This window comes from Actinophytocola sp. NPDC049390, assembly GCF_044466355.1.
GTDB lineage: Bacteria > Actinomycetota > Actinomycetes > Mycobacteriales > Pseudonocardiaceae > Actinophytocola.
Genome location: NZ_JBITMQ010000030.1, coordinates 26,124 through 50,740, shown reverse-complemented (window position 1 = coordinate 50,740; position 24,617 = coordinate 26,124). Strand labels below are relative to the sequence as shown.

Genomic DNA, 24,617 nt, shown 5'->3' with positions numbered 1-24,617 from the left:
ACCCGGTTCGACAAACTCGCCGTCCGCTACGAAGCCACCGTCCACATCGCCACGATCAACGAATGGCTCTAACCCACTTCGATACAGGCCCTAGTCGCACCGGGCCCGCGGTGATCCGCTCGTCAAGCGGAGAGATCACTCCTGGTGTTTGCTTTACACAGCGACACCGGGAGGTGACTGGAATTGCAGGCAGCGGCGGCGGATCTGCGCCTGGACGCCAACGCGGTCGACTACGTCCTACTGGCGATCTACTTCGCGCTCGTGCTGGGGATCGGGTATGTGGCCCGACGACAAGTGTCCTCGAGCATCGACTTCTTCCTCTCCGGTCGTTCGCTGCCGGCGTGGGTCACCGGGCTCGCCTTCATCTCGGCGAACCTCGGTGCGATCGAGGTCATGGGCATGTCCGCCAACGGCGCCGAGTACGGCATGCCGACCGCGCACTACTTCTGGATCGGCGCGGTCCCGGCGATGCTGTTCCTCGGCATCGTGATGATGCCGTTCTACTACGGCTCGAAGGTGCGCAGCGTCCCGGAGTTCATGCTCCGCCGCTTCGGCAAACCGGCGCACCTGGTCAACGGCGTCAGCTTCGCGGTGGCCCAGGTGCTGATCGCGGGCGCGAACCTGTTCCTCCTCGCCTCCGTCGTGAACCTGTTGCTCGGCTGGCCGATCTGGGTCTCGGTGATCGTCGCGGCCGCGATCGTGCTCAGCTACACCGCACTCGGCGGGCTCTCCGCGGCGATCTACAACGAGGTCCTGCAGTTCGTGGTCATCGTCGCCGCCTTGCTGCCGTTGACGATCGTCGGCCTCTACAAGGTCGGTGGCTGGCAGGGGCTCGTCGACAAGGTGTCGGCCGGGCCGGGTGGGCCGGAGCAGATCAACAGCTGGCCCGGCAACCAGCTCACCGGGTTCACCGACAACTTCCTGTCCGTGCTTGGCCTCGTGTTCGGTCTCGGGTTCGTGCTGTCCTTCGGGTACTGGACGACGAACTTCGTCGAGGTGCAACGCGCCATGGCGGCACGCAGCATGTCGGCGGCGCGGCGCACGCCGATCATCGGCGCGTTCCCGAAGTTGCTGATCCCGTTCATCGTGATCATCCCCGGCATGATCGCCGGTGTCGCGGTCACCGAACTGCAGGGCGACAACAAGGCCGCGCTCATCGCCGGTGACGAAGCCCCCAGCGGAGCGACGTTCAACCAGGCCCTGTTGCTGCTCATGCGCGACCTGCTGCCCAACGGCATGCTGGGCATCGCGATCGCCGGTCTGCTCGCGTCGTTCATGGCGGGCATGGCGGCCAACCTCAGCTCGTTCAACACCGTCTTCACGTACGACATCTGGCAGGCGTACCTGCGCAAGGACCGGCCGGACGGCTATTACCTGAAGGTGGGCCGAGTGGTCACGGCGATCGCGACGGTGCTCGCCATCGGCACCGCGTTCATCGCCTCCACCTACGCGAACCTGATGGACTACCTGCAGCAGCTGTTCTCCTTCTTCAACGCGCCGCTGTTCGCCACGTTCATCCTCGGTATGTTCTGGCGCCGCATGACACCGACCGCGGGCTGGACCGGTCTGGTGGCGGGCACGCTGTCCGCGATCACCGTGTTCGTCCTCACCGAGAGCGGGGTCTGGGCGTTGCCCGGTCAGGGCGGCGCGTTCGTCGGGGCCGGTGCCGCGTTCGTGGTCGACATCGCGGTCAGCGTCGCGGTGACGATGGTGACCCAGCCGAAGCCGGCGTCCGAACTCGCCGGGCTCGTCTACTCGTTGACACCGAAGGAGACCCGGCGGCACGAGACGACCGGCGAGGACGCGGGCTGGTACCGCAACCCCGGGCTGCTCGCCGGGATCGTCCTGGTCATCACGATCACACTGAACATCATCTTCTGAGGGAGGGTCGATGGGTACCCGGACAAGCACGTCCGCGTTCGACATCCGCCTGATCATCGCCCTGCTGACCGGCGTGTACGGCGTGGTGCTGACGGTTCTCGGGCTGTTCGTCACCTCGGACGCGGAGATCGAGAAGTCGGCGGGCGTGAACATCAACCTGTGGACCGGTCTCGCGATGGTGGTCGTGGCGCTCCTGTTCGTGCTGTGGGCGCGGCTGCGGCCGCTGCGCGTCCCGGTGCACCACGAGGCGGAGGACGGCGGCAGTCCACAGTAGACTCCGGCGTCGGTGGCGCGCGCGAGTTTTCGCCGGTGGCGCGGTGGGTAGCCGTCGGTCATGGGTGCCGAGGAGTACGTTCCGGACAAGGCGGACATCGACTCGCTCCGGAAGGCCGTGCACGACTGCCGGGGCTGTGACCTGTACAAGGACGCCACGCAGGCCGTGTTCGGTGAGGGGCCCGCGAACGCGTCCGTGCTGGTGATCGGCGAGGTGCCGGGGGACCAGGAGGACCGGCAGGGCCATCCGTTCGTGGGGCCCGCCGGGCGGCTGCTCGACAAGGCGCTCGTCGAGGCGGGTATCGACCGCGCCCAGGTGTACGTCACCAACGCGGTCAAGCACTTCAAGTTCAAGCCGGCCGAGCGCGGCAAGCGGCGCATCCACCAGAAGCCGGGCCGGACCGAGGTCGTGGCGTGCCGGCCGTGGCTGGTCGCCGAGCTGGACACCGTGCGGCCCGACCTGGTGGTGTTCCTCGGCGCGACCGCGGCACAGTCCTTGCTGGGCACCACGTTCAAGGTCACCCGGCAGCGCGGTGAGGTGGTGACGATCCCGGACCGGCCGGAGCGCGCGGTCGCCACCGTGCACCCGTCGTCGGTGCTGCGGTCCGACGACCGCGAGACGGCGTACCGGGACCTGGTGGCAGATCTCCGGGCCGCCGCCTCGGTCCTGAGTGGACGTCAGCGCACGCGGTAGCGCCGCACCCGGCGCGGGCCGGGCAGCGCCAGCCTGCGGATCAGGTAGGTGAGCAGGCCACCGATGACGAGCCACGCGATCGCGGCGAGGCCGTCGTTGAGGAACGTGCGCAGCTTGAGGTTCTCCGGCACGAACAGGTCACGCAGGCCGAGCGACACGGCGCTGGACCATTCGTCGATCATCGCCGCGAACCCGTTGCCCTGGTTGGCCTCGCCGATCACGAGCACGATGTGCACGGCCAGCACGACGGCGAAGATCGCACACACGACGTTGATGATCGTGCACACGATGTTGACTGTGCGCCGGCGTCCGTGGTCGGCGTCGGCGATCTCCTCCTCGGCCACCGGCTCGGTCACGGGCGGTGGCCCTTCGGCAGGGTTGAGATCGAGGCGAGTTCTGTCCGGATCGGCTGGGTAGTTCATGGGCATGGCCTCTCGTCGGTCCCCGATGACAGCAACCACGATTGAGCTACCCGGAGTCGCCGCTGCCGAAACACGCTGGGTTGTTGCCGCTGCGTGTGGGGGTGTCCTCGCCGGACGGGCAAGTCTCGGGGAGGGCAGGCAGGCCGTCTTTGTGGGCTTTCGCCCCGTTTGCCTGGGGCTGGGGCCCGCTTCGCGGGCCGGGCGCTGCGCGCCCGGCCCTTTCGCGGCACTCAACGTCCCGGACTCGGCTTTCGCGGCGGCTCGGGCTGTGGGTGGGTGCGGTGGGGGTGGGTGTCCCTTAGCGTGATCCGGGTGCGGCTCAGCAAGGCCCGGATGCGGGCTACGGTTCGGCGGCGGGGGCATGCGCTGCGGTTGATGGGGTTGCCCATCCTGCAGTGTTCGGTCGCCGCCGCGTTGGCGTGGCTTGTGGCCACCGAGGTGTTCGGGCACGGGCGGCCGTTCTTCGCGCCCATCGCGGTCGTCATCTGCATCGGGGTCGGGTTCGGGCAGCAGCGGTTGCGGCGGGTCGTCGAGCTGGTGGTCGGTGTGAGCGTCGGGATCGGGGTCGGGGACCTGTTGATCTCGGCCATCGGTGCCGGGTGGTGGCAGCTCGCGCTCGTCCTGGGGCTTGCCATGGTCACGTCCGTGCTGCTCGGCGGGGGCACGCTGGTCACGCTGCAGGCCGCGTCGTCCGCGATTCTCGTCGCCACCCTGTTGCCGCCCGGCGGGACCGGTGGGCTGGACCGGATGCTGGACGCGTTGATCGGTGGTCTGCTCGGGGTCGCGGCCATCGCGCTCCTGCCCGGGGACCCGCCGGAGATCGTGCGGCGGCGGGGGCAGGAGTTGCTCGGCGAACTGGCCGCCGCGCTCACCGCCGCCGCTGACGCGATCACGCAGCGGGACCGGGAGGTGGCCCAGGCGGCCTTGCGTCGTGCCCGTACGCAGAAGGCGGGGGACGACTACCGCGACGCCTTGCGGGCCGCGCGGGAGATCGCCGCCATCTCGCCCCTGCACCGGCGCCAGCGCACCATGATCGAGCGGTACACGAAGGCCACCGAGCCCGTCGACCTCGCCCTGCGCAACAGCCGGGTGCTCCTGCGCCGGACCAGGGCCGGGCTGACCGACGACGAGACGTTCCCCGCGACGCTGCCCGTCGCCCTGCGGAAGCTGGCCGACGCCGCCACGGCGTTCGCCGAGGCACTCGGCGCCGACGGCGACCTCGGCGACGTGCGGGAGCGGGTGCGGGCCGCGGCGGTCGCGGTCGACGCGGACGGGATCGAGCACACCGGCTTCTCGGCCACCGTCGTCACCGCGCAGCTCCGATCGGTCGCCGTCGACCTGTTGCAGGCCACCGGGCTCAGCCACGAGCAGGCCCGCGGGTTCCTGCCGTCTATGGGGTGATGGCGTTGAAGGTGTCGCTGTCCATGACACGTTCCGGCGCGCCGTGGCGGGCGATGCCGAGCATGGCCAGGCCGATCCCGTCGGTCGACGTCACCACACCGCCTTCGGGTTCTGTTCGGCGACGGCGGGCACTCGCGGACCACGCCCTGGCCGACCATGCCGGTCGCGCCGATGACCACCACCTTCATGAGCGCGCCGTAGCGGGCCGGGCGGCGATCGTCGCCGCGGCGAGACCGGCCGTGAGGAGGAACGCGGCGGGCAGGCCGTGCCCGGCGGCGAACGCGCCGAGCGTCGCGGGCCCTGCGATGGTGCCGAGGCCGAGGCAGAACACCACCGCGCTGAAGCCCGCCGCGGGCCGTTCCGGGAACACGCGGTAGCTCCACACGGTCAGCACGGCCGCGACCGCCATGAACGCCGGCCCGTACGCCAGGGCCGACACCCCGATCGCCGGCAGCGCGCCGGGCGCGAGCGCGAGCACGGCGACCGCGAACGCCAGCGCGCCGAACAGCAACGCGTGGGTGCGGCGCAGCCCGAGCAGGGTGAGCGCCCGGTCGGTCAGCAGACCACCGAGCCCGGCGACGCCGATGAGCGTCCAGAACAGCGGGCCCGCCGTGTCGTCGGCGATCATGTCGACCGCGAACGTCCAGTACACCGACCCCACGACGCCGTAGGAGAACGCCGACACGAACAGCGGCACCGACGCGGCGGTCAGCCGGATCCGTTGTGCGGCAACGCGTTCCGGCCGCGGCAGCCCGCGCAGCAGCCACGCGTTGTACAGCGTCACCGCGAGCGCGGCAGCCGCGAACAGCACCCATGCGGGCCGCCACGGGACCGCCAGCGCCAGCACTCCGGCGACCGCGGTGCCGAACGCGGTGCCGTTGGGCACGATGGCGAGCACGCGTTCCTGCCGGTCCGGCGCGACCATCGCGCGGACCACGTCCGAGTACGGCGCCCACGCCCACCCCGAGCTGGTGCCCGCGAGCAGCAGCCCGGCGACCAGCACAGGCGTGTGCTCCGCGACCGACACCAGCGCCAACCCCGCCGTCGCGCACACGCCGGCCGCCACGATCAGCGGCCGCGGCCCGAGCCGCGCCGACAGCAGCCCCACGAGCGTGAGCGCGGCGAGGTAGCCGGCGTAGGTGCCGCTGCCGATCAGGCCGACGGTCGCCACGTCCAGGTCGAACGTGGCACGCAGGTCCGGCAGGAACAGGCCGAAACCGTACCGGGCGAAGCCGAAACTGACGCCGATCGCGGCGAGCCCGGCGGCCGAGAGGTGCCACACGGTGCGGTTCTGGGTGATCGTCATGTGCACAGCCTCGGCCGGACCGGCCACGGTGAACAGTGGCGCGAACGTCACGCTGCGATAGATTTACGCCATGCGTGTCGTCGTGCCGATGCTGGAGACCGTCGCCTTGTTCGAGCTCGCCGTGCCGGTCGGGGTGTTCGGCGCCACCGACCGCGCGGACCTCGTGCCGGGCTGGTACGAGCTGGTCGTGTGCGGTGCCGGCGCACACCGGGCGTCGGCCGGGCTGACGCTGTCGGCGCGGGCCGGGCTGTCCGCGCTGCGCACGGCCGACCTGGTGGTGGTGCCCGCGTGCGTGATGCCGGACTACGAGGCACCGCCCGCGCTGCTGTCCGCGTTGCGGAAGGCGCACGCCAGGGGCGCGCGGATCGCGTCGCTGTGCACGGGCGCGTTCGTGCTCGCCGCCGCGGGGCTGCTCGACGGCCGGACCGTGACCACGCACTGGATGTACGCCGACGACCTGCGGCGGCGGTACCCGGCGGTGACCGTGGACGAGCGCCCGCTGTACATCGACGACGGCGACGTTCTCACCAGCGCGGGCACCGCCGCCGCGCTGGACCTGTGCCTGCACATCGTGCGGACCGACTTCGGTGCGGCGGTCGCGGCCGAGGTCAGCAGGCGGATGGTGATCGCGCCGCACCGGGAAGGCGGGCAGTCGCAGTACGTCCCGGCACCGCTGCCCGCCCGCACGGACGGGTTCGGGCCCGTGCTGGAGTGGGCGGTCCGCCACCTCGACCGGCCGTTGACGATGGCGGAGCTGGCCGACCGGGCGGGGATGAGCCTGCGGACGTTCGGGCGCCACTTCGCGGACCGGGTCGGCGCGACGCCCCTCGCGTGGCTGAACCAGCAGCGGCTCGCGCGGGCGCGAGAACTGCTCGAGGCGACGGACCTGCCGATCGAGACGGTCGCGGCGCGCAGTGGGCTGGGCACGGGAAGCGGGTTGCGCCAGCACTTCCAGCGGGCCTACGGCACGACACCCGCGGCCTACCGGCGCACCTTTCGGGCCGCGGCGACGGGGTGACGGGTCAGCGCCACTCCGGCCAGCACCACCGCCATCCCCGCGAGCACCCGCGCACCGACGTCCTCGCCCAGCACCAGCGCGCCCAGCGCCACCGACACGACCGGCAGCAGGTAGCCGACGGTCGCCGCCGCGGTGGCACCCTCGGTGGCGATCAGGCGGTTGTTGAGGTGGAACGTCACGCCGGTCGCGACGATCCCGAGGACGCCGACCGCCAGCAGTGAGCCGGTCGTCGCGCCCGACCAGTCGAGGCCGCCCGCCGGGAGCGCGAGCGCGGCCAGACCCGTCGCCACCAGCAGTTGCGCCGCCGACATGCCCAGCGGGTCGCCCCGGTGGACCAGGTGGCGGCCCATGTACGCGAACGCCACCGCGTAGCTGGCGGCCGCCGCGAGCAGGGCAAGCGCACCCCAACTGGCCAGGCCGTGGCGCTGCCACGGGGCGAAGATCAGCACCACGCCGCAGAAGCCGACGCCCAGGCCGACCAGCCGCACGGGTGCGTAGCGCTCGCCGAGCGCCAGGCCGACCAGCATGGACCACAGCGGCGTGGTGGCGTTCAGCACGCCCGCGACCCCGGAGTCCACGGTCTGCTCACCGATGCTGAACAGCGCGAACGGCAACGTGTTGCAGAAGAGCGCGGCGATCACCAGTCGTCGCCAGGTCGCGCGGTCCCGGGGGAGGCGCTGCCGCGCCGCGACCGCGAGGGCCAGCAGCACGCCCGCGCCGAGCACGCAGCGCAGTACCGTCACCTGTGCGGGGCTCAAGCCCGTCAGCGCGAGCTTGATCCACAGGAAACCTGAGCCCCACAGCAGGGCGAGCACACCCATTCGCACCACGTCTCCACGGTCTCCCGGCCGATTCGACAGGACAAGTGAAATGATCTGCACCAACCGTTAAGGTGGGCTACATGCTCGACGTGCGAAGAATGCAGGTGCTGCGTGCCGTCGTCACCAGCGGGTCGGTCACGGCGGCGGCGACGAACCTGGGCTACACGCCCTCGGCGGTGAGCCAGCAGGTCGCCGCGTTGGAGCGGCAGGCGGGTGTGCCGCTCCTGGAGCGGATCGGCCGCGGTGTGCGGGCGACGGCGGCGGGCAGGCTCCTGACCGAGCACGCGGCGATCATCGCCACGCACGTCGCGGAGGCCGAGACCGCGCTGGCGGACCTGCGTGCCGGGCGCACCGGGCGCCTCGCGATCCGCTACTTCGCCACCGCGGGCGCCGCGCTCGTGCCGCCCGCGCTCGCGAAGCTGCGGGCCGACCACCCCCGCGTCCAGGTCGACCTGAAGCTGATCGACCCGCAGGACCCGATGGTGGAGGTGGAACAGGGGCGCGCGGACCTCGGGATCGTGGTGTCGCCGAGGGAGCAGGTCCGGGACGGCATCCGCATGGTGCACCTCCTCGACGACCCGTACCACGCGGTCCTGCCGAAGGGGCACCGCCTCGCCGCGAAGCGCGTGCTGGACCTCGTCGATCTCGCCGACGAGCCCTGGGTCAACAACGAGCTCAGCGCGGGCCCGTGCATAGAATTGATGTTGAGCGCGTGCGCGGCCGCGGGATTCAGCCCGAATTTCGTCGTGGAGAGCGACGACTACGCCACCGCACAGGGATTTGTGGCCGCTGGTCTCGGCGTGACCTTGATTCCGCGGATGGGGCTCGGTCAACGCCATCCCGGGGTCGTCGTGCGGCGGGTGCGCAAGCCCGAGCCGTTCCGCGCGATCTACGCGGCGGTAAGGGAAACCTCGCTCGCGCAGCCCGCCCTCGCCGGGCTGCTCGGTGCTCTGCGGGACGCGGCCGTGCAATAGGTTGGAAAGAAACCCGCAACTGTCATCAGGAATGCCCGGGAGGATTCCCGTGCACGTCCGGCCGGCCTGAACAGTGGAACGGTTCCATAAACACAGCATTATGTGACAATCGCGTGGTCTTGCTGTGACGGTTTGCACTAATCCGAGGCGCTCCGTAGCGCAACGATTGCTCTCGGGTGACCTACCGACGAGCGGAGCGAACCGGGATGGACCAGGACTACCAGCCGTTCTGCATGGCTGATCCGTCGTTCTACGACGCGATGCACTCCGAGGCCACCGCGGGCGAGTCGTTCGCGACCGCGGCGCGCCCGCTGCCGGACGGGTGGACGTCGCGCGAACAGGACGACTGGTTCGTGATCAACCCGCCGGTGCGGCAGGCTCTCCCGCTGCAGGGCTGGAAGATCCACGCCTCGGCGACCCAGGACAACGCCGACCGCGTCCTCGACACGGTGTGGGAGTACTGCGTCGCGCGCGGCATCTCGTTCAAGTTCCTGCGGTCGTCCACCGCGCTGCTCGCCCGGGTGTCGAAGTACGCGCCGCGCGGGTACGCGGGCAAGCTCGTCACGATCTACCCGGCGGACGACGCCGCGTGCGAGCGCATCCTCACCGAACTCGGCGGTCAGCTCGACGGTGAGCGCAGCCCCTACATCCTCTCCGACCTGCGCTGGGGGAGCGGCCCGCTCTACGTGCGGTACGGCGCCTTCGCCAACCGGCACACGGTGGACAGCACGGGTGCGGTGGTCGAGGCCATCGCGGACCTCGACGGCAACCTCGTCGCCGACCGCCGCGACCCCGTGTTCCACGTGCCCGCGTGGGTGACGCTCCCCGCGTTCCTCGAACCGCATCTCGCGGCCCGCAACGCGGTGACCGTCGCCGACCTGCCGTACACGATCGAGCGGGTGCTGCACTTCTCCAACGGCGGCGGCATCTACGCGGGCCGCGACACCCGCACCGGCGACGAGATCGTGCTCAAGGAGGCACGCCCGCACGCCGGGCTCGACAGCTACGGCCACGACGCGGTCCAGCGCCTGACCCGCGAGCACGAGACGCTCACCAGGCTCGCGGGCATCCCCGGCGTCCCGGCGGTGCACGACCTGTTCACGGTGGGCGAGCACCTGTTCCTCGTCATGGACCACGTCGACGGCGACGTGCTCGGCAAGGCGATCGTGCTGCGCTACCCGCTGGTCGACCCGTCGTCGACGGCGGCCGACTACGCCGACTTCACCCGGTGGGCCAGGAAGATCCACCACCAGGTGACCGAGACCGTCGCGCAGATCCACGCACGGGGGATCGTGTACGGCGACCTGCACCTGTTCAACATCGTGGTGCGTCCCGACGACACGGTCGCGTTGCTGGACTACGAGGTGACGGCGCCGGTCGAGGAGGCCACGCGGCCCGGCCTCAACAACCCCGGCTTCGCGCCACCGCGCGACGTGCACGGGTTCGCCATGGACCGCTACGCCCTGGCGTGCCTGAAGTTCGCGCTGTTCCTGCCGATGACCAACCTGCTCGGCCTGCACCGGTTGAAGGCACGGCACTTCGCGGAGATCATCACCGAGCACTTCCCGGTGCCGGAGGAGTTCCTGCGGACCGCGATCGACACGATCGTGCCGCCCGGCACGCCGGACGTGCCGCACCCGCGCATCGAACCGGACCCCGCTACCTGGCCGGCGCTGCGTGCCGACCTGGTGAGGTCGATCCACGCGAGCGCCACACCCGAGCGCGACGACCGGCTGTTCCCCGGTGACCCGCAACAGTTCGCGGTCGGTGGGCTCGGGCTCGCGTACGGTGCGGCCGGAGTGCTGTACGCGTTGGACGTCACCGGCGGCGGCCGCGTCGAGGAGTACGAACAGTGGCTGCTGCGGCGGGCGACGAACCCACCGGGTGGCAGCAGACTCGGTCTCTACGACGGGCTGCACGGTGCCGCGTTCACGCTGGCGCACCTCGGCCACCGGCAGGAGGCGCTCGACGTCGTCGACATCTGCCTGCGCGAGAACTGGGAGTCCATGGGGCACGACCTGTTCGGCGGCGTGTCCGGGTTCGGGCTGAACCTGCTGCACCTGGCCGAGTCGACGGCCGAGGCCGGCCTGCGGACGGCCGCGCACCGGGCGGCGGAACTCGTCGCGGACGCGCAGGGCCCCGAGGAGGCGACCGAGGAGAACCCGGTCAGCGGGTCCGGTCAGCCGTGGGCGGGCCTGTTCCGCGGCCGGTCCGGCGCGGCCCTGTTCCTGCTGCGCATGTACGACGTCACCGGCGACGCCGCGTACCTCGACCGCGCGGCGGACGCGTTGCGGTTCGACCTGCGGCGGTGCGTGTGGCGGGACAACGGCACGGTCGAGGTCAACGAGGGCTGGCGGTCCATGCCCTACCTCGACGGCGGCAGCATCGGCATCGGCGTGGTGCTCGACGAGTACCTGCGCAGGCGCCACGACGACCGGTTCGCCGAGGTGTCGGCGGCGGTGGCCCGCACCGCCCGCTCACCCATGTACATCCTGCCGGGCCTGCTCACGGGTCGCGCCGGTGTGCTGCTCTACCTGGCCGGCCGTGCCGCCGATCCCGTCACCGACCCGGACGTCGCCCGGCAGGTCCGCAACCTCGCGTGGCACGCGCTGCCGTACGGCGACGGCATGGCGTTCCCCGGGACCGGGCTGCTGCGACTGTCGATGGACCTCGCGACCGGGACCGCGGGCGTGCTGCTCGCGCTCGGTGCCGCACTGCACGACCGGTCGGTACGGGCACCGTTGCTGACCCTGACCCAACAGACCCCCGCGCCAGCAGGCGTGGGTCAGTGAGGAAACCCCGAATAAGGAGCCGACAATGGCACTTCTCGACCTGCAGGGCATGGAAGCCGCGCCGCAGACCGCGACCGGCGGCAGCAGCGGCAGCGGGCACTCCTGCCCGTCCAACCTGTCCGTCACCCTGTGCGGTGGCGGCTCCGGCCTGAGCGTGCTGATCTGCCACTGAGTGAATCCGCCGCTGAGTGGGCATGTCGCTCAGCTGACGTCCACCTGGATGTCGTAGCGGGACGCGGTCCCGGACAACTGGCGTTTGTCCGGGGCCGCGACCCTGCGGAAAGGGTAACCCGTGACCGCCTTCGGCGAGATCGTCCGGAAAGCAGGCGCCTGGCTGCCGGTGATCGGGTTCAGCGCGCTGCTCGGCACGGTCGGTGCGCTGGCGTTGCCGGTGGTGCTGGGCAAGGCGGTCGACGCGATCGTCTACGGCGGTTCGCCGGTGTGGTTCTGGCTGGCGGCGGGTGTGGTGGTGCTGGGGATCGCGACGGATCTGGTCGACGCGTTCGCCGGCACGGCGTGCGTCGCGGGCACGACCGCGTGGCTGCGTGACCGGGTGGTGCGGCACGTGCTGGCGGCGGGCCCCCGGCACGGGTTCGCGACCGGTGACCTGGTGAGCCGGGTGTCGGGCAACGCGGTGGAGGCCGCGAACGCGGGGCCCGCGCTGGTGACGGTGTGGACGGCGGTGCTCCCGCCGGTGGGCAGCCTGTTCCTGCTGGCGTGGCTGGACGTCTGGCTCTCGGTGGCGTTCCTCGCCGGTGTCGCGCTGGTCGCGGTGGTGCTGCGGCTGTTCACGTTGCGGACCGCGTCGGTGGTGACCTCGTACCTGACGGTGCAGGGCCGGATCGCGGCGCGGCTGTCGGAGTCGCTCACCGGGCTGCGGACGATCGCCGCGGCGGGCACCGTCGACCGGGAGGAGCGCCGGGTGCTGGCGCCGTTGCCCGAGCTGCACGAGCAGGGCATGCGGAGCTGGCGGGTGCTGTCGGGGTCGGCGGCACAGGGCGCGGTGGTGGGACCGCTGGTGCTGGTCGCGGTGCTGGGCACCGGGGGATGGGCGCTGTCGGCGGGGCGGATCACGGCGGGGGAGCTGTTCGCGGCCGGGCAGTACGCGATGCTCGGCGCGGGGCTGGGGAACCTGACGAGCGTGTTCGGCAGGCTGGCACGGGCCCGGGCCGGTGCGACCCGGGTGGGTGCGGTGCTGGCGGCGCCGGTCGTGGCGCACGGGGACGGGGCGTTGCCGTGGGGGCGGGGGCGGCTGGCGTTCTGCGGGGTGTCGGTCGACGGGCTGCTGAGCGACGTTTCCTTCACCGTGCCGGGCGGTTCCTCGGCGGCCGTGGTGGGCCGGTCGGGGGCCGGGAAGTCGGTGCTCGCGGAGGTGGCGGCGCGGCTGCGTGACCCGACGGCCGGGACCGTGCTGCTGGACGGGGTGCCGTTGCCTGCGTTGTCGCACGCGGAGCTGCGGGCGGCGGTGGGGGTGGCGTTCGAACGGCCACGCCTGGTCGGTGCGACGGTGGGCGCGGCGATCGGGGCGCGCCCGGAGGAGGCGGCGCGGGCGGCGTACGCACACGAGTTCGTGTCGCGGCTGCCGTCCGGGTACGACACGCCGCTGTCGTCGGCGCCGATGTCGGGCGGTGAGCTGCAGCGGCTGGGACTGGCGCGGGCGTGGGGCGCGTCGCGGTTGCTGGTGCTGGACGACGCGACGTCCAGTGTGGACATGGTGACGGAACTGCGGATCAGCAACGCGATGATCGAGGCGGGTGGGCGGACCCGGCTGGTGGTGACGCACCGGCTGTCGACCGCCGCGCGTGCGGATCTGGTGGTGTGGCTGGCGGAGGGCCGCGTGCGCGCGGTGGGCACGCACGAGGAGCTGTGGGCGGACCGCGAGTACCGCGAGGTGTTCGGATGACGGTCGCACATCGAAGGACTTGTCGCGCCCACCGCCGATGCGCCGCGCGCCCGGAATTGTCGGTGCCCGCTGGTAGCGTTGAAATCGGGGGGCCCCGGGCCGTACGGATGGGACTGTCGTTCGGGGTCGGCTGGGGCGGGTGTTGACGTGAAACGGGAACTCCGCTACGCCGCCACCTCGCTGGTTCCTCGGCCCACCGTGGCGCTCCTCGTCTGGTCGGTTCCCGAGGCGTTGCCCGCCGCCGTGTCCGGGTTGGTCGTGGCCAACGCCGTCGACCGCGGCTTCCTCGCCGGGCGGCCGGATGTGGGGCTCCTCTGGCTCGCGTCCCTCCTGCTGGTCTCGGTGATCGGCGCCGTTGGCACGCGGATGGTGTTCCGGCGGCTCGGCGAGCTCGCCGAGCCGTTCCGCGACAAGCTCGTCCGGCGTGTCGTCGGGGGCGCGTTGCGCAACGGCGCCGACGGGGCGCTCGCCCGGTTGACCCGGCAGGTGGAGATCGTGCGGGACACCTACGCCGGGCTCGTCATCGTCGTGCGGGGGTTCCTCGTCACCGTCGTCGGCGTGGTCGTCGGGTCGTTGTCCGTCGCGCCCGTCATCGCGGTGCTGATCCTGCCGCCGTTCCTCCTCGGGCTGACCGCGTTCCTCGCCGTGCTCGGGGTCGCCGCCGCGCGCCAGCGGGACTCGGTGCTCGCCGACGAACGACTCGGTGACGCCGCCGAACGGGTCTTCTCCGGCGTCCGGGACGTCGCCGCGTGCGGCCGCGAGGACGAGGCGGCCGCGTTGGTCGCCGCGCCCATCGCCGAGCAGGCCGCCGCCGAACGCGCGCTCGCCACGGTGGCCGCCCTGCGGACCGCGTGTTTCGCCGTCGGCGGGTGGCTACCCCTGCTGGTGCTTCTGTTCGCCGGGCCGTGGCTCGTCGGTGGCGGGCTGACCGCGGGCGCGATCATGGGCGGCGCCACGTATGTCCTCTTCGGACTCCAGCCCGCGCTGCAGAACTTCGTCGCCGGGGTCGGCGGCAGCGGGCTGCGGTTCGTGATCACGCTCGGACGGGTGCTCGCCGCCAGCGATGTCGCCGCCGCGCCCGTCAAGGACGGGGTGCCGGACGGGCACGCCGTCCGGCTCGACGGGGTCACCTTCGCGTACGGGCCGCGCGCCGAGCCGGTCGTCGACCGCCTCGACCTCGTCGTCGACGAGGGTGAGCACCTCGCCGTCGTCGGGCCCAGCGGTATCGGCAAGTCGACCGTGGTCAGCCTGCTCTGCGGGTTGCTGCGCCCGGACGACGGCCGGGTCACCGTCGGTGGCGTGCGGGCGGCCGACCTCGCCCGGCCCGAGCTGACGCGGGTGCTGATCCCGCAGGAGGCCTACGTCTTCACCGGCACCCTGCGCGAGAACCTCACCTACCTCAACCCCGCCGCCACGACGGCGGAACTGGACGCGGCCGCCGCTGCCGTCGGCGCCACGTTCGGCGACTACGACACCGAGCTGTCACCGTCGTCGATGTCCGCGGGGGAGCGGCAACTGGTCGCGCTCGTGCGGGCCTACCTGTCGCCCGCGCCGCTCGTCGTGCTCGACGAGGCCACCTGCCACCTCGATCCGCCCGCCGAACGCCGTGCCGAGGAGGCGTTCGCGGCACGGGGCACGCTCGTCGTGATCGCCCACCGCGTCAGTTCCGCGTTGCGTGCCGACCGGGTGCTCGTGCTCGACGGGTCGGGGGCGGCGGTCGGCGACCACGGCACCCTGTTGCGCACCTCGCCGCTCTACCGCGACCTGCTCGGCCACTGGGACGCCGGTCGCACCCCCGCGTCACAGCCAGCCTGACTCGGTAGCGATGCGGATCGCGTCGATCCTCGTCCGCGCGCCGGTCTTGTTCATCGCGTTCGACAGGTAGTTGCGCACGGTCCCCGGCGACAGCGACAGCTCCTTCGCGATCTCCGGGCCGCTCGCGCCCTCGGCCGCGAGCCGCAGCACCGCCACCTCCCTCGGGGTCAACGGGTTCCGGCCCGCCGACAGCGCCGCGACCACCAGGTTCGCGTCGATCACCGTGCCGCCCTGGGCGACGCCGCGGATCGCGTGGAGCAGCCGGGCGGCGGGGGCGTCCTTGTCGATCAAACCCGAGACGTCCGCGGCGAGCAGTCGTGTCAGCAAACCGACCGGCCGCTTGACGGTGAGTGCGACAATCTGGCACTCCGGAAGTCGCTTCCGCAACTCGTGGACGGTCGTGAGGCCTTTGTTCGCCGGCAGGTCGGCGGAGACGACCGCCACGTCCGGCCGTAAGCGGACGGCGACGGAGACGGCCTTCTCGTTGCATTTCAGATCGGCGATGACCTCGATGTCCTCCTCGACCGACAACAGGCTCACGAGAGCGGTCCGGAGGAGGTCCATGTCTTCCGCGAGTAACACGCGGATGGATCTTCCCTCCTCCTGTCCCGCCGGGTTGCCGAGATTCCGACGCGTCATGCCTCCTCCTGGGGACGGTAATCAGCCTGGTCGGCGACCCCATCCGATCGCCGTTCCCACACAGGTAGGTCCGGTGCGATGGAATTCCCGTTACAGCTCGTCCTGCACATGGAGCAACGAGGGAAACAATGAGGTGGATACGGCGCGGTAATGCTACGGAAAATAGGTTTCGAAATTCTCGTATGGCGTAACGAAGACCCACTCGGTCGAATTTGGAATGATTAGTGCATCTGGTGCAGATGCGCTACGGCATCCGCACCAGTGCACTGGTACCCGTACGTGGTTCAGGCCTGTGTCACCGCGGCGCTCAACGCGTTCGCGACCAGCGGGGTGTAGCCGTACGTGTGTCCGGCGGTGTTCGGGTGGTAGGACTCGCGCACCGGGTCCGAGAGACCGTTGAGCCACTCGACGTCGTCGCACACGGCGTGCCCGGTGAACGCGGACCGCACGTCGACGAACCGGAACCCGTGTGCCGCGGCCCGGCCCGCGATGGTCGTCGCGAGCAGGTCGGCGGTCGCGTTCAGCGCCGACTGCTCCGACCGGCTGATCCGGGCGCCGAGGTTGCATTCCTCACCGTTGAACAGGCGCGGGTAGCCGACCACGACGACGCGTGCGTTGGGCGCGCGCGTGCGGATCTGCGTGTACAGGTTGTTCAGCGTGCCCGGCAGTGTGTTGCGGATGTAGTTGTTGGCGTTGTTGATGTCCGTGGTGCACGTCCACGGCCACGGCAGTGCGCACTGGGTGATCACGTCCGCGAACCCGGCGTCGTTGCCGCCGACCGACACGGTCACGAGCGTGGTGCTCGCGTTCAGGCTGCCGAGCTGGTTCAGCACGTCCGGCACGCGCGCGCCGGAGCACGCGGCGAACGTCAGCGGGGCGCCGAGCCGGGCGGCGACCTTGACCGGGTACGCGTTCGGCCCTCGGTAGCAGGAGCCGCTGTCCGAGTAGTAGGTGCGGGTGCCGACGCCGGACGAGTACGAGTCGCCGAGCGCGGTGTACGGGCCGGCGGCCGCCTGGGCGGGGCTGATGCCGATGAGGGTGAGCAGGACGGCGACGGCGATGGGTAACGCCAGCCAGGTGCCGTGTCGCATGGGCTGCCTCCACACGTAGCAGGGGAACGTCCGGGAGGCCGGACATGATCAGCGTGAGTGCCGGCGCCGGGACCAGGCAATCGGCCGAAGCGGTAAAGGTTTTCGGCTGTTCGAGAGAGTTCGCAACTTTCTGTCGCCACCAGGCCGGAGGGCTACAGTCGGGCGCATGTGCCGAAACATCACCCCGCTCCGCGGTCTCGAGCCGGCCGCGACCGACGAGGAAATCCAGGCGGCCGCGCTCCAGTTCGTCCGCAAGGTGTCCGGCGTCTCGTCGGTCACCGACAAGACCCGCGAGGCGATCGAGCGCGCGGTGGCCGAGATCTCCGCGACCACCACCCGGTTGCTGACCGAGTTGCCGCCGCGCAAGCAGCCGCCGTCGACGGTGCCGCCGCTGCGCAGGCCGGAGGTCCGTGCCCGGATCGCGGCAAGGGCGGCCAACCAATAACCGTCTGTGACATCTCACACGGCCGAGTGGCCTGATTGGGTACTGAGCGTGAACGCGAGGTAGAGTCGCGGGTCGCCCGTCTGACGGACAGACGGGGTCGCTGCCCCGTACGCAGTCGGACGCAGCGCTTGCTTGACGGAGGATCCGTTGCGCCAGTGTCCGGCGGGTGGTCGATGACCGCCGTCTGCACCGAGTCGTTGCTCGACACGCTCACCACTTCGCTCGCGCGGTTCAGCGGCGCCGCGGCCGCCGCGCCACGCACGCTGAACGACGTCCTCGCCGACACCGCGGCCCGTCATCCGGCGGCGCCCGCGCTCGACGACGGCACGACCGTGCTCACCTACAGCGCGCTGCTCGCGGCCGTCGACGAGCTGCGCCAGAAGCTCGCGGCCGAGGGCATCGGCGCCGGTGACCGGGTCGGGATCCGCGTGCCGTCCGGCACCGCCGACCTGTACGTCGCGATCCTCGCCGTGCTCGCCGCCGGCGCGGCCTACGTGCCGGTCGACTTCGAGGACCCCGACGAGCGCGCCGACCTCGTGTTCTCCGAGGCCGCGGTGTGCGCGGTCCTCGGCGAGGGCCGCGAGCTGGCCATCCGGGACACCCCGGCCGGGCGCGGGCCCGCGGGGCTGGACGACGACGCGTGGATCATCTTCACCTCCGGCTCCACCGGCAAGCCGAAGGGCGTGGCCGTCAGCCACCGCTCCGCCGCCGCGTTCGTCGACGCCGAGGCGGACCTGTTCCTCGCGGACGACGCCGCCGACCCCATCGGCCCCGACGACCGCGTGCTCGCCGGGCTGTCCGTCGCCTTCGACGCCTCCTGCGAGGAGATGTGGCTCGCGTGGCGCAACGGCGCCTGCCTGGTCCCCGCGCCGCGCTGGCTCGTCCGCACCGGCGTCGACCTCGGGCCGTGGCTGGTCGAGCAGGAGATCACCGTCGTCTCGACCGTCCCGACGCTGGTCGCGCTGTGGCCCGCCGAGGCGCTGCTGGACGTGCGGCTGCTGATCCTCGGCGGCGAGGCCTGCCCGCCCGACCTGGCGGAACGCCTCGCCCAGGACGGCCGCGAGGTGTGGAACACCTACGGCCCCACCGAGGCCACGGTGGTCGCGTGCGGTGCCCGCATGACCGGCGAGGGCCCCGTCCGCATCGGGCTGCCGCTCGCGGGCTGGGAGCTCGCGGTCGTCGACCAGGCTGGCGAGGTCGTGCCCATGGGTGGCACGGGTGAGCTGGTCATCGGCGGTGTGGGCCTCGCCCGGTACCTCGACCCGGCCAAGGACGCCGAGAAGTACGCGCCGCTGCCGTCGCTGGGCTGGACCCGCGCCTACCGCAGCGGTGACCTCGTGCGGGCCGAGCCCGAGGGGCTGGTGTTCCTCGGCCGCGCCGACGAGCAGGTCAAGCTCGGCGGCCGCCGCATCGAGCTGGGCGAGATCGACGCCGCACTGCAGGCACTGCCGGGTGTTTCCGGCGCCGCCGCGGCCGTCCGCACCACCGCGAGCGGCACGCAGCTGCTCGTCGGGTACGTCGTCGCGCAGGACTTCGACGCCGAAGCCGCCGTGGCACGGCTGCGGGACGCGCTGCCCGCCGCGCTCGTGCCGCGGCTCGCGCGCGTCGACACGCTGCCCACCCGCACGTCCGGCAAGGTCGACCGGAACGCCCTGCCATGGCCGCTGGACTCCGGCAACGTCACGGGCGAGGTCGACGCGGCCGAGCTGTACGGCACCCAGGCGTGGCTCGGCGAGCGCTGGGCCGAGGTGCTGGGCGCGTCGCCAGCCGGGCCGGACGCGGACTTCTTCGCGTGCGGTGGCGGCAGCCTCGCCGCCGCCCGGGTCGTGTCGCTGATCCGCGCCGACTACCCGTCGGTGTCGGTGAGCGACGTCTACCACCACCCGACCGTCGCGGCCCTGGCCGCGCGGCTCGACGAGCTGGCGGGCACGCAGGCGTCGACCCGCGAGATCACGCCCGTGCCGCGGCGCGCCGGCGTCATCCAGACGCTCGCGATGCTGCCGCTGCTGACGATCGTCGGTCTGCGGTGGACGGTCGTGCTCGCGGCGCTCGGGAACGTGCTCGGCTTCCCGTTCACCACCTCGTGGTGGCTCGTCGGCGCGGGCTGGCTGCTCCTGTTCAGCCCACCTGGCCGCCTCGCGCTCGCCGCGGGCGGCGCCCGGTTGCTGTTGCGTGGCGTCAAACCCGGCACCTACCCGCGCGGCGGCGGTGTCCACCTGCGACTGTGGGCGGCCGAGCAACTCGCCGAACGGTCCGGCGCCACCGACCTCGCGGGCTCGTGGCTGACCCACTACGCCCGCGCGCTCGGCGCGAAGATCGGCGAGGGCGCCGACCTGCACTCGTTGCCGCCGGTCACCGGCATGCTCAAGCTCGGCCGCGGCGCGGCGATCGAGCCCGAGGTCGACCTGTCCGGCCACTGGGTCGACGGCGACCTCGTCCACATCGGCAAGATCCGCGTGGGCGCCGGCGCGACCGTCGGCGCGCGCAGCACCCTGTTCCCCGGCGCCCGCATCGGCAAGCGGGCCGAGATCGCGCCCGGTTCCGGCGTGCTCGGCGCCGTGCCGACCGGGCAGCGCTGGTCCGGCGTGCCCGCGGTCAAGGACGGCAAGTCGGCGCACCGCTGGCCCAAGGCCCGCCCGGCCCGGCCACGCACGTGGCTCGCCATCTACGACGTCACCACCGTGCTGCTCGGCCTTCTGCCGGTCGTGTCCGCGCTGCCCGCGCTGTGGGTGCTCACGCTGTTCCTCGGCGGCACCCCGACACTGGGCGCCGCGCTCGCGGCGGTGCCCGCCGTGACGGTGACCTGGCTCGTCACGCACGCGCTGCTGACGCTGGTGTCCGTGCGGCTGCTCGGCATCGGCCTGCGTGAGGGGCACCACCCCGTGCGCGGCCGGATCGCGTGGCAGGCGTGGACCACGCTGCGGCTCATGGACTCCGCGAGAAGCCTCCTGTTCCCCTTGTACGCCAGCCTGTTCACACCCGTGTGGCTGCGTGCGCTCGGCATGCGGGTCGGCAGGCACGTCGAGGCGTCGACCGTCGTCGCGCTGCCCGCGATGACCACCGTGGGCGACGGCGCGTTCCTCGCCGACGACACCATGGTCGCCGCCTACGAACTCGGCGGCGGCTGGCTGCGGATCGCGTCCGTCCGGGTCGGCAAGCGGGCGTTCGTCGGCAACTCGGGCATGGCCGCACCCGGCCGGTCGGTGCCCAAACGCGGCCTCGTCGGCGTGCTGTCCGCGGCGCCGAAGCGGGCCAAGGCGGGCAGCTCCTACCTGGGCATGCCGCCGATGAAGCTGCCGCGCGTGGCCGAGAGCGGCGACGCCGAGCGCACCTACAAGCCGTCCCGCCGCCTGCTGGCCGCCCGCGCGCTCGTCGAGCTGTGCCGGGTCGTGCCGATGATGTGCTCGGTCGCGCTCGCCGTGCTGGTGGTGGCGGGCATCGCCGAGTTCGGGCTGCTCTTCTCCGGCGTGCTGCTCGCGGGCGGCGGGCTCGTCGCGTGCGCGGTCGCCGTGGCGGCCAAGTGGGCGCTGGTCGGCCGGTTCACCGCGCGCAACCGGCCGCTGTGGTCGTCGGGAGTGTGGCGGGGCGAGCTGGCGGACACGTTCGTCGAGGTCCTGGCGGTGCCGTGGCTGGTCGGCGCGGTCGGCGGGACGCCGCTGATGTCGTGGTGGCTGCGGGCACTGGGTGCGCGGGTCGGCCGCGGTGTGTGGTGCGACTCGTACTGGCTGCCCGAGGCCGACCTGGTCCGTCTGGGTGACGGTGCGACCGTGAACCGGGGGTGTGTTGTACAAACCCACCTGTTCCATGATCGGATCCTGCGCATGGACCAGGTAACCCTCGCCGAGGGCGCGACACTCGGGCCCCACGGCATCGTGCTGCCGGGAACCACCGTCGGGGCGCACACGTGTGTCGGACCCGCGTCGCTCGTGATGGCGGGCGAGCAGGTGCCCGCGGGCACCCGCTGGCTCGGCAACCCCGTCGCGGCATGGCCCGAGGCATGTCACTGAGGGACACCGACCTACTCGGGCACGGCGCCGCCGGATACCGGGTCTCGCACTACGACCTCGCGCTGGCGACGAAACCGGCGACCGGAAGGCTGTCCGGGAAGGCGCGGCTGACCGTGGTCGCGTCGGCCGCGGACGCCTCCTTGGCGCTGGACTTCGGCCCGTTCCGGATCGAACGCGTGCTGGTGGACGGCAAACCGGTGCGGTGGACGCACCGGGCCGGCAAGCTGCGCATCCGGGGCCGGTTCCTCGTCGACACGCCGTTCGCGGTCGAGGTCCGGTACGCGGGACGGCCCGCACCGGTCCGCACCCGGCACTGGGGGGAGGTCGGCTGGGACGAGCTGACCGACGGGGTGATCGTCGCGAGCCAGCCCGTCGGCGCGCCGTCCTGGTTCCCGTGCAACGACCTCGTCGGCGCGAAGGCCACGTTTCGCATCGAGGTGACCGTGCCGATCGCGTACACCGTGGTGGCGAACGGGGTGCTGGCGTCGCGGACCGCGGCCGGGTCGACCGCGGTGTGGACCTACGTCGCGGACGAGCCGATGGCCCCGTACCTCGCGACCGTGCAGATCGGACCGTACGAGCGGGTGCTGCTGTCGTCGGGGCAGCTCCTCGCGGTGTCCGGCGGGCTGCTGCGTGCCGCCCAGCACGACTTCGCCCGCCAGCCGAAGATGATGCGGGTGTTCACCGACCTGTTCGGGCCGTACCCGTTCGCGGAGTACGCGGTCGTGGTGACCGACGACGAGCTGGAGGTCCCGGTCGAGGCGCAGGGCCTGTCGATCTTCGGCGCGAACCACGTCGACGGGCACCGCGGCCATGAGCGGCTGGTCGCGCACGAGCTGGCGCACCAGTGGTTCGGCAACAGCGTCGGCCTGGCGGACTGGCAGCACATCTGGCTCAACGAGGGCTTCGCCGCGTACGCGGAGTGGCTGTGGTCGGAACGGTCGGGCGGACCACGTGCGGAGGCGCTGGCGGCGCGGTCACGCACGGTGCTGGCGAGCAGGCCGCAGAACCTGCGCATCGGCGACCCGCACGCCCGCGACATGTTCGACGACCGCCTCTACCAGCGGGGCGCGCTGACCGTGCACACGCTGCGCACGGTGCTCGGCGACGACGTGTTCTTCGCCCTGCTCCGCGAGTGGACCACCACCCACCGGCACGGCACGGTCGTCACGGCCGACTTCGTGGCACTGGCCGAACGCCACGCGGGCCGGTCGCTCGCCGCGTTCTTCGACCAGTGGCTCCACCAGCCCGCCCTGCCCTGACGCGACACCCGCGTTCGGGGGTCCCCGGCTGGGTGCGCGTGCGGACATAGACTGCGGACCTCCCGGACGATCGAAGGAGCGCGTGTGGCAGAGCCGAACGGTTCGCCGAACGGCGTGACGGACCTGGCGGTGGGCTCGCGGCCGGTGGGCCTCGTGGTCGGGACGGTCGCCGCCAGCCCGCTCGAGTTCTCCGTCGGCGTCGCCGCCGACCAGTACCTGCAGCTCGACGACGTGGTGGTGACCAAGCGGAAGCTGCCGGACGGCAGCGAGGTGCAGATCGCCGGGGTCGTCACCCAGATCGAGGCCGGGCACGAGGGCGCCCGCTTCGCCTCCGACGTGTTCCTCATCCGCGACGGCGCGCTGCCCGCCGAGGTGTCCGAGGTCGCCGAGATCACCGTCACCCGTGTCGAGCCCGAGGTGTACGTGCCGCCGCGGCCGGGCGCCGAGGTGCTGCGGGCCGAGGGTGACGCGCGGGACTCGGCGCTCTACTTCGACACGATGGCCGACTCGAAGGTGCCGGTCGGTATCGGGCGGGACGGGCAGCCCGTGTTCCTCAACTTCGACTTCGTCGACGGCACCCGGGGCGGGCACGTCTCGATCTCCGGCGTCTCGGGCATCGCGACGAAGACCTCGTTCGCCACGTTCATGCTGCACTCGATCTTCAACTCCGGCGTGCTGCACGGCGAGGCGCACAACACCAAGGCGCTGATCTTCTCCGTCAAGGGCGAGGACCTGCTGTTCCTCGACTACGAGAACTCCCGCCTCACCGACGAGATGCGCGCCAAGTACGGCCTGCTCGGCCTGCCGTCCACGTCGTTCCGCAACGTGCAGGTGTTCGCGCCGCCGCGACCCGGGGACCCGAACGGCACCCCGGACGTGCGGGCCCGTGACCGCGCGGTGTCGCCGTTCTACTGGACGCTCGCCGAGTTCTGCGAGCAGGAGCTGATGCCGTTCGTGTTCGCCGACGGCGAGGACGAACGCGCCCAGTACACGATGCTGATCGGCCAGGTCGCGGCCCGGCTGAAGCGCGACTACACCAAGGTGGGCGCGGACGGGGCGATCTCGATCTCCGGCGTCGAGGCGGTCAACGGTGGCCCGATCCGCACGTTCGAGCAGCTCGTCGGCCTGATCGAGGACGAGCTGCTCGACGAGGAGCTGCGCCGCGACTGGGTGGCCGGGTCGACGTCGACCGGCAGCGTCAACGCGTTCCTGCGGCGCCTCCGCTCGGCCGTGAAGCCCCTGGAGCGGTTGATCCGCTCTGACCTCAAGGACCGGGGCGACCGGTCGTTGACCACGTCGAAGGCGCAGGTCACGGTCATCGACCTGCACAACCTGCCGGACCGGGCGCAGCGGTTCGTGGTCGGTGTGTCGCTGCGGCAGGAGTTCCGCCGCAAGGAGGAGCAGGGCACCGCGCGGCCGTTGATGTTCATCGTGCTGGACGAGCTGAACAAGTACGCGCCCCGCGACGGCGACAGCCCGATCAAGCAGATCCTGCTGGACGTCGCCGAGCGGGGCCGGTCGCTCGGCGTGATCCTCATCGGCGCGCAACAGACCGCGTCCGAGGTGGAGCGGCGCATCGTCGCGAACTGCTCCATCCGCGTCGCCGGGCGGCTCGACCCGGCGGAGGCGTCGCGGCCCGAGTACGGCTACCTGCCGCCCGCGCAGCGCCAGCGCGCAACGATCGCCAAGCCGGGAACGATGTTCGTCTCACAGCCCGACATCCCGGTGCCGCTCGCGATCGAGTTCCCGTTCCCGGCCTGGGCCACCCGCCCGGCCGAGAAGGGGTCGTGGACCGGCGTCGACGACGGACCCGCGCCGCCCGCCGACCCGTTCGCCGGACTGGACGACGACCCGCCCCCGTTCTAGAGAGTGC

Annotated in this window: 19 protein-coding genes; 14 read left to right on the top strand and 5 right to left on the bottom strand. The window is 72.0% G+C overall.

The genetic code is table 11. The features are described 5' to 3' along the window. Positions 1 to 183: 183 nt before the first annotated feature. Genes ACIBVP_RS44575 through ACIBVP_RS44565 form a run of 3 tightly spaced genes read left to right on the top strand, consistent with a single transcriptional unit; the run spans position 184 to position 2,848 of the window. The gene (locus ACIBVP_RS44575) at positions 184 to 1,881 is read left to right on the top strand and encodes a sodium:solute symporter family protein (protein ID WP_396112634.1); all 1,698 of its coding nucleotides are present in this window, start codon (positions 184 to 186) and stop codon (positions 1,879 to 1,881) included. Between the two features lie 10 nt (positions 1,882 to 1,891). After that, positions 1,892 to 2,155, top strand: coding sequence for a hypothetical protein (locus tag ACIBVP_RS44570; protein ID WP_396112633.1), 264 nt, complete (start codon positions 1,892 to 1,894; stop codon positions 2,153 to 2,155). Between the two features lie 60 nt (positions 2,156 to 2,215). After that, positions 2,216 to 2,848 carry a UdgX family uracil-DNA binding protein gene (locus tag ACIBVP_RS44565; protein WP_396112632.1) on the top strand — a complete coding sequence of 211 codons (633 nt, stop codon included), beginning with the start codon at positions 2,216 to 2,218 and terminating at the stop codon, positions 2,846 to 2,848. Here the strand turns inward: ACIBVP_RS44565 and ACIBVP_RS44560 are convergent. Beyond that, the gene (locus ACIBVP_RS44560; protein ID WP_396112631.1) at positions 2,833 to 3,204 is read right to left on the bottom strand and encodes a hypothetical protein; all 372 of its coding nucleotides are present in this window, start codon (positions 3,202 to 3,204) and stop codon (positions 2,833 to 2,835) included. The genes ACIBVP_RS44565 and ACIBVP_RS44560 overlap by 16 nt on opposite strands. A 441-nt stretch (positions 3,205 to 3,645) precedes the next feature. On the opposite strand from ACIBVP_RS44560, the gene ACIBVP_RS44555 reads away from it, so the two are divergent. Next, a complete protein-coding gene (locus ACIBVP_RS44555) occupies positions 3,646 to 4,671 on the top strand; it encodes an aromatic acid exporter family protein (protein ID WP_396112630.1) in 1,026 nt (341 codons plus the stop codon). Positions 4,672 to 4,855: 184 nt separating this feature from the next. Here ACIBVP_RS44555 and ACIBVP_RS44550 read toward each other — a convergent pair whose 3' ends face one another. Continuing rightward, positions 4,856 to 6,028 (bottom strand): YbfB/YjiJ family MFS transporter, encoded by a 1,173-nt coding sequence (locus tag ACIBVP_RS44550; protein WP_396112629.1) that lies wholly within the window; start codon positions 6,026 to 6,028, stop codon positions 4,856 to 4,858. A 19-nt stretch (positions 6,029 to 6,047) separates the two neighbouring features. On the opposite strand from ACIBVP_RS44550, the gene ACIBVP_RS44545 reads away from it, so the two are divergent. After that, positions 6,048 to 6,995 carry a GlxA family transcriptional regulator gene (locus tag ACIBVP_RS44545; protein ID WP_396112628.1) on the top strand — a complete coding sequence of 316 codons (948 nt, stop codon included), beginning with the start codon at positions 6,048 to 6,050 and terminating at the stop codon, positions 6,993 to 6,995. Here ACIBVP_RS44545 and ACIBVP_RS44540 read toward each other — a convergent pair. Beyond that, on the bottom strand, positions 6,959 to 7,816 hold the full coding sequence (locus ACIBVP_RS44540; protein ID WP_396112636.1) for a DMT family transporter: 858 nt from the start codon (positions 7,814 to 7,816) through the stop codon (positions 6,959 to 6,961). The genes ACIBVP_RS44545 and ACIBVP_RS44540 overlap by 37 nt on opposite strands. Before the next feature lie 80 nt (positions 7,817 to 7,896). Here ACIBVP_RS44540 and ACIBVP_RS44535 point away from each other — a divergent pair, with 80 nt between their 5' ends. From ACIBVP_RS44535 to ACIBVP_RS44515, 5 genes are all read left to right on the top strand, one after another. After that, positions 7,897 to 8,790 (top strand): LysR family transcriptional regulator, encoded by an 894-nt coding sequence (locus ACIBVP_RS44535; RefSeq protein WP_396112627.1) that lies wholly within the window; start codon positions 7,897 to 7,899, stop codon positions 8,788 to 8,790. Positions 8,791 to 8,966: 176 nt separating this feature from the next. Continuing rightward, positions 8,967 to 11,582, top strand: a complete 2,616-nt coding sequence (gene lanKC, locus ACIBVP_RS44530) for a class III lanthionine synthetase LanKC (RefSeq protein WP_396112626.1) — start codon at positions 8,967 to 8,969, stop codon at positions 11,580 to 11,582. A 25-nt stretch (positions 11,583 to 11,607) separates the two neighbouring features. Beyond that, on the top strand, positions 11,608 to 11,754 hold the full coding sequence (locus tag ACIBVP_RS44525) for a SapB/AmfS family lanthipeptide (protein WP_396112625.1): 147 nt from the start codon (positions 11,608 to 11,610) through the stop codon (positions 11,752 to 11,754). A gap of 120 nt (positions 11,755 to 11,874) precedes the next feature. Then, positions 11,875 to 13,485, top strand: coding sequence for an ABC transporter ATP-binding protein (locus tag ACIBVP_RS44520; RefSeq protein WP_396112624.1), 1,611 nt, complete (start codon positions 11,875 to 11,877; stop codon positions 13,483 to 13,485). A gap of 147 nt (positions 13,486 to 13,632) precedes the next feature. Continuing rightward, the gene (locus ACIBVP_RS44515) at positions 13,633 to 15,300 is read left to right on the top strand and encodes an ATP-binding cassette domain-containing protein (RefSeq protein WP_396112623.1); all 1,668 of its coding nucleotides are present in this window, start codon (positions 13,633 to 13,635) and stop codon (positions 15,298 to 15,300) included. Here the strand turns inward: ACIBVP_RS44515 and ACIBVP_RS44510 are convergent. Both ACIBVP_RS44510 and ACIBVP_RS44505 read right to left on the bottom strand, forming a co-directional pair. After that, positions 15,286 to 15,939 carry a LuxR C-terminal-related transcriptional regulator gene (locus tag ACIBVP_RS44510; RefSeq protein ID WP_396112622.1) on the bottom strand — a complete coding sequence of 218 codons (654 nt, stop codon included), beginning with the start codon at positions 15,937 to 15,939 and terminating at the stop codon, positions 15,286 to 15,288. The two genes, ACIBVP_RS44515 and ACIBVP_RS44510, sit on opposite strands and share 15 nt — an antisense overlap. A 284-nt stretch (positions 15,940 to 16,223) precedes the next feature. Further along, positions 16,224 to 17,030 carry an SGNH/GDSL hydrolase family protein gene (locus tag ACIBVP_RS44505; RefSeq protein WP_396112621.1) on the bottom strand — a complete coding sequence of 269 codons (807 nt, stop codon included), beginning with the start codon at positions 17,028 to 17,030 and terminating at the stop codon, positions 16,224 to 16,226. Positions 17,031 to 17,196: 166 nt separating this feature from the next. On the opposite strand from ACIBVP_RS44505, the gene ACIBVP_RS44500 reads away from it, so the two are divergent. From ACIBVP_RS44500 to ACIBVP_RS44485, 4 genes are all read left to right on the top strand, one after another. After that, complete coding sequence (locus ACIBVP_RS44500; RefSeq protein ID WP_396112620.1) at positions 17,197 to 17,475, top strand: DUF2277 domain-containing protein; 279 nt, start codon at positions 17,197 to 17,199, stop codon at positions 17,473 to 17,475. A gap of 173 nt (positions 17,476 to 17,648) precedes the next feature. Beyond that, the gene (locus tag ACIBVP_RS44495; RefSeq protein WP_396112619.1) at positions 17,649 to 21,482 is read left to right on the top strand and encodes a Pls/PosA family non-ribosomal peptide synthetase; all 3,834 of its coding nucleotides are present in this window, start codon (positions 17,649 to 17,651) and stop codon (positions 21,480 to 21,482) included. After that, complete coding sequence (locus ACIBVP_RS44490) at positions 21,473 to 22,744, top strand: M1 family metallopeptidase (protein ID WP_396112618.1); 1,272 nt, start codon at positions 21,473 to 21,475, stop codon at positions 22,742 to 22,744. Before ACIBVP_RS44495 ends, ACIBVP_RS44490 begins: the two co-directional genes overlap by 10 nt. 84 nt (positions 22,745 to 22,828) lie before the next feature. After that, positions 22,829 to 24,610 carry an ATP-binding protein gene (locus ACIBVP_RS44485; RefSeq protein ID WP_396112617.1) on the top strand — a complete coding sequence of 594 codons (1,782 nt, stop codon included), beginning with the start codon at positions 22,829 to 22,831 and terminating at the stop codon, positions 24,608 to 24,610. Positions 24,611 to 24,617 lie beyond the last annotated feature (7 nt).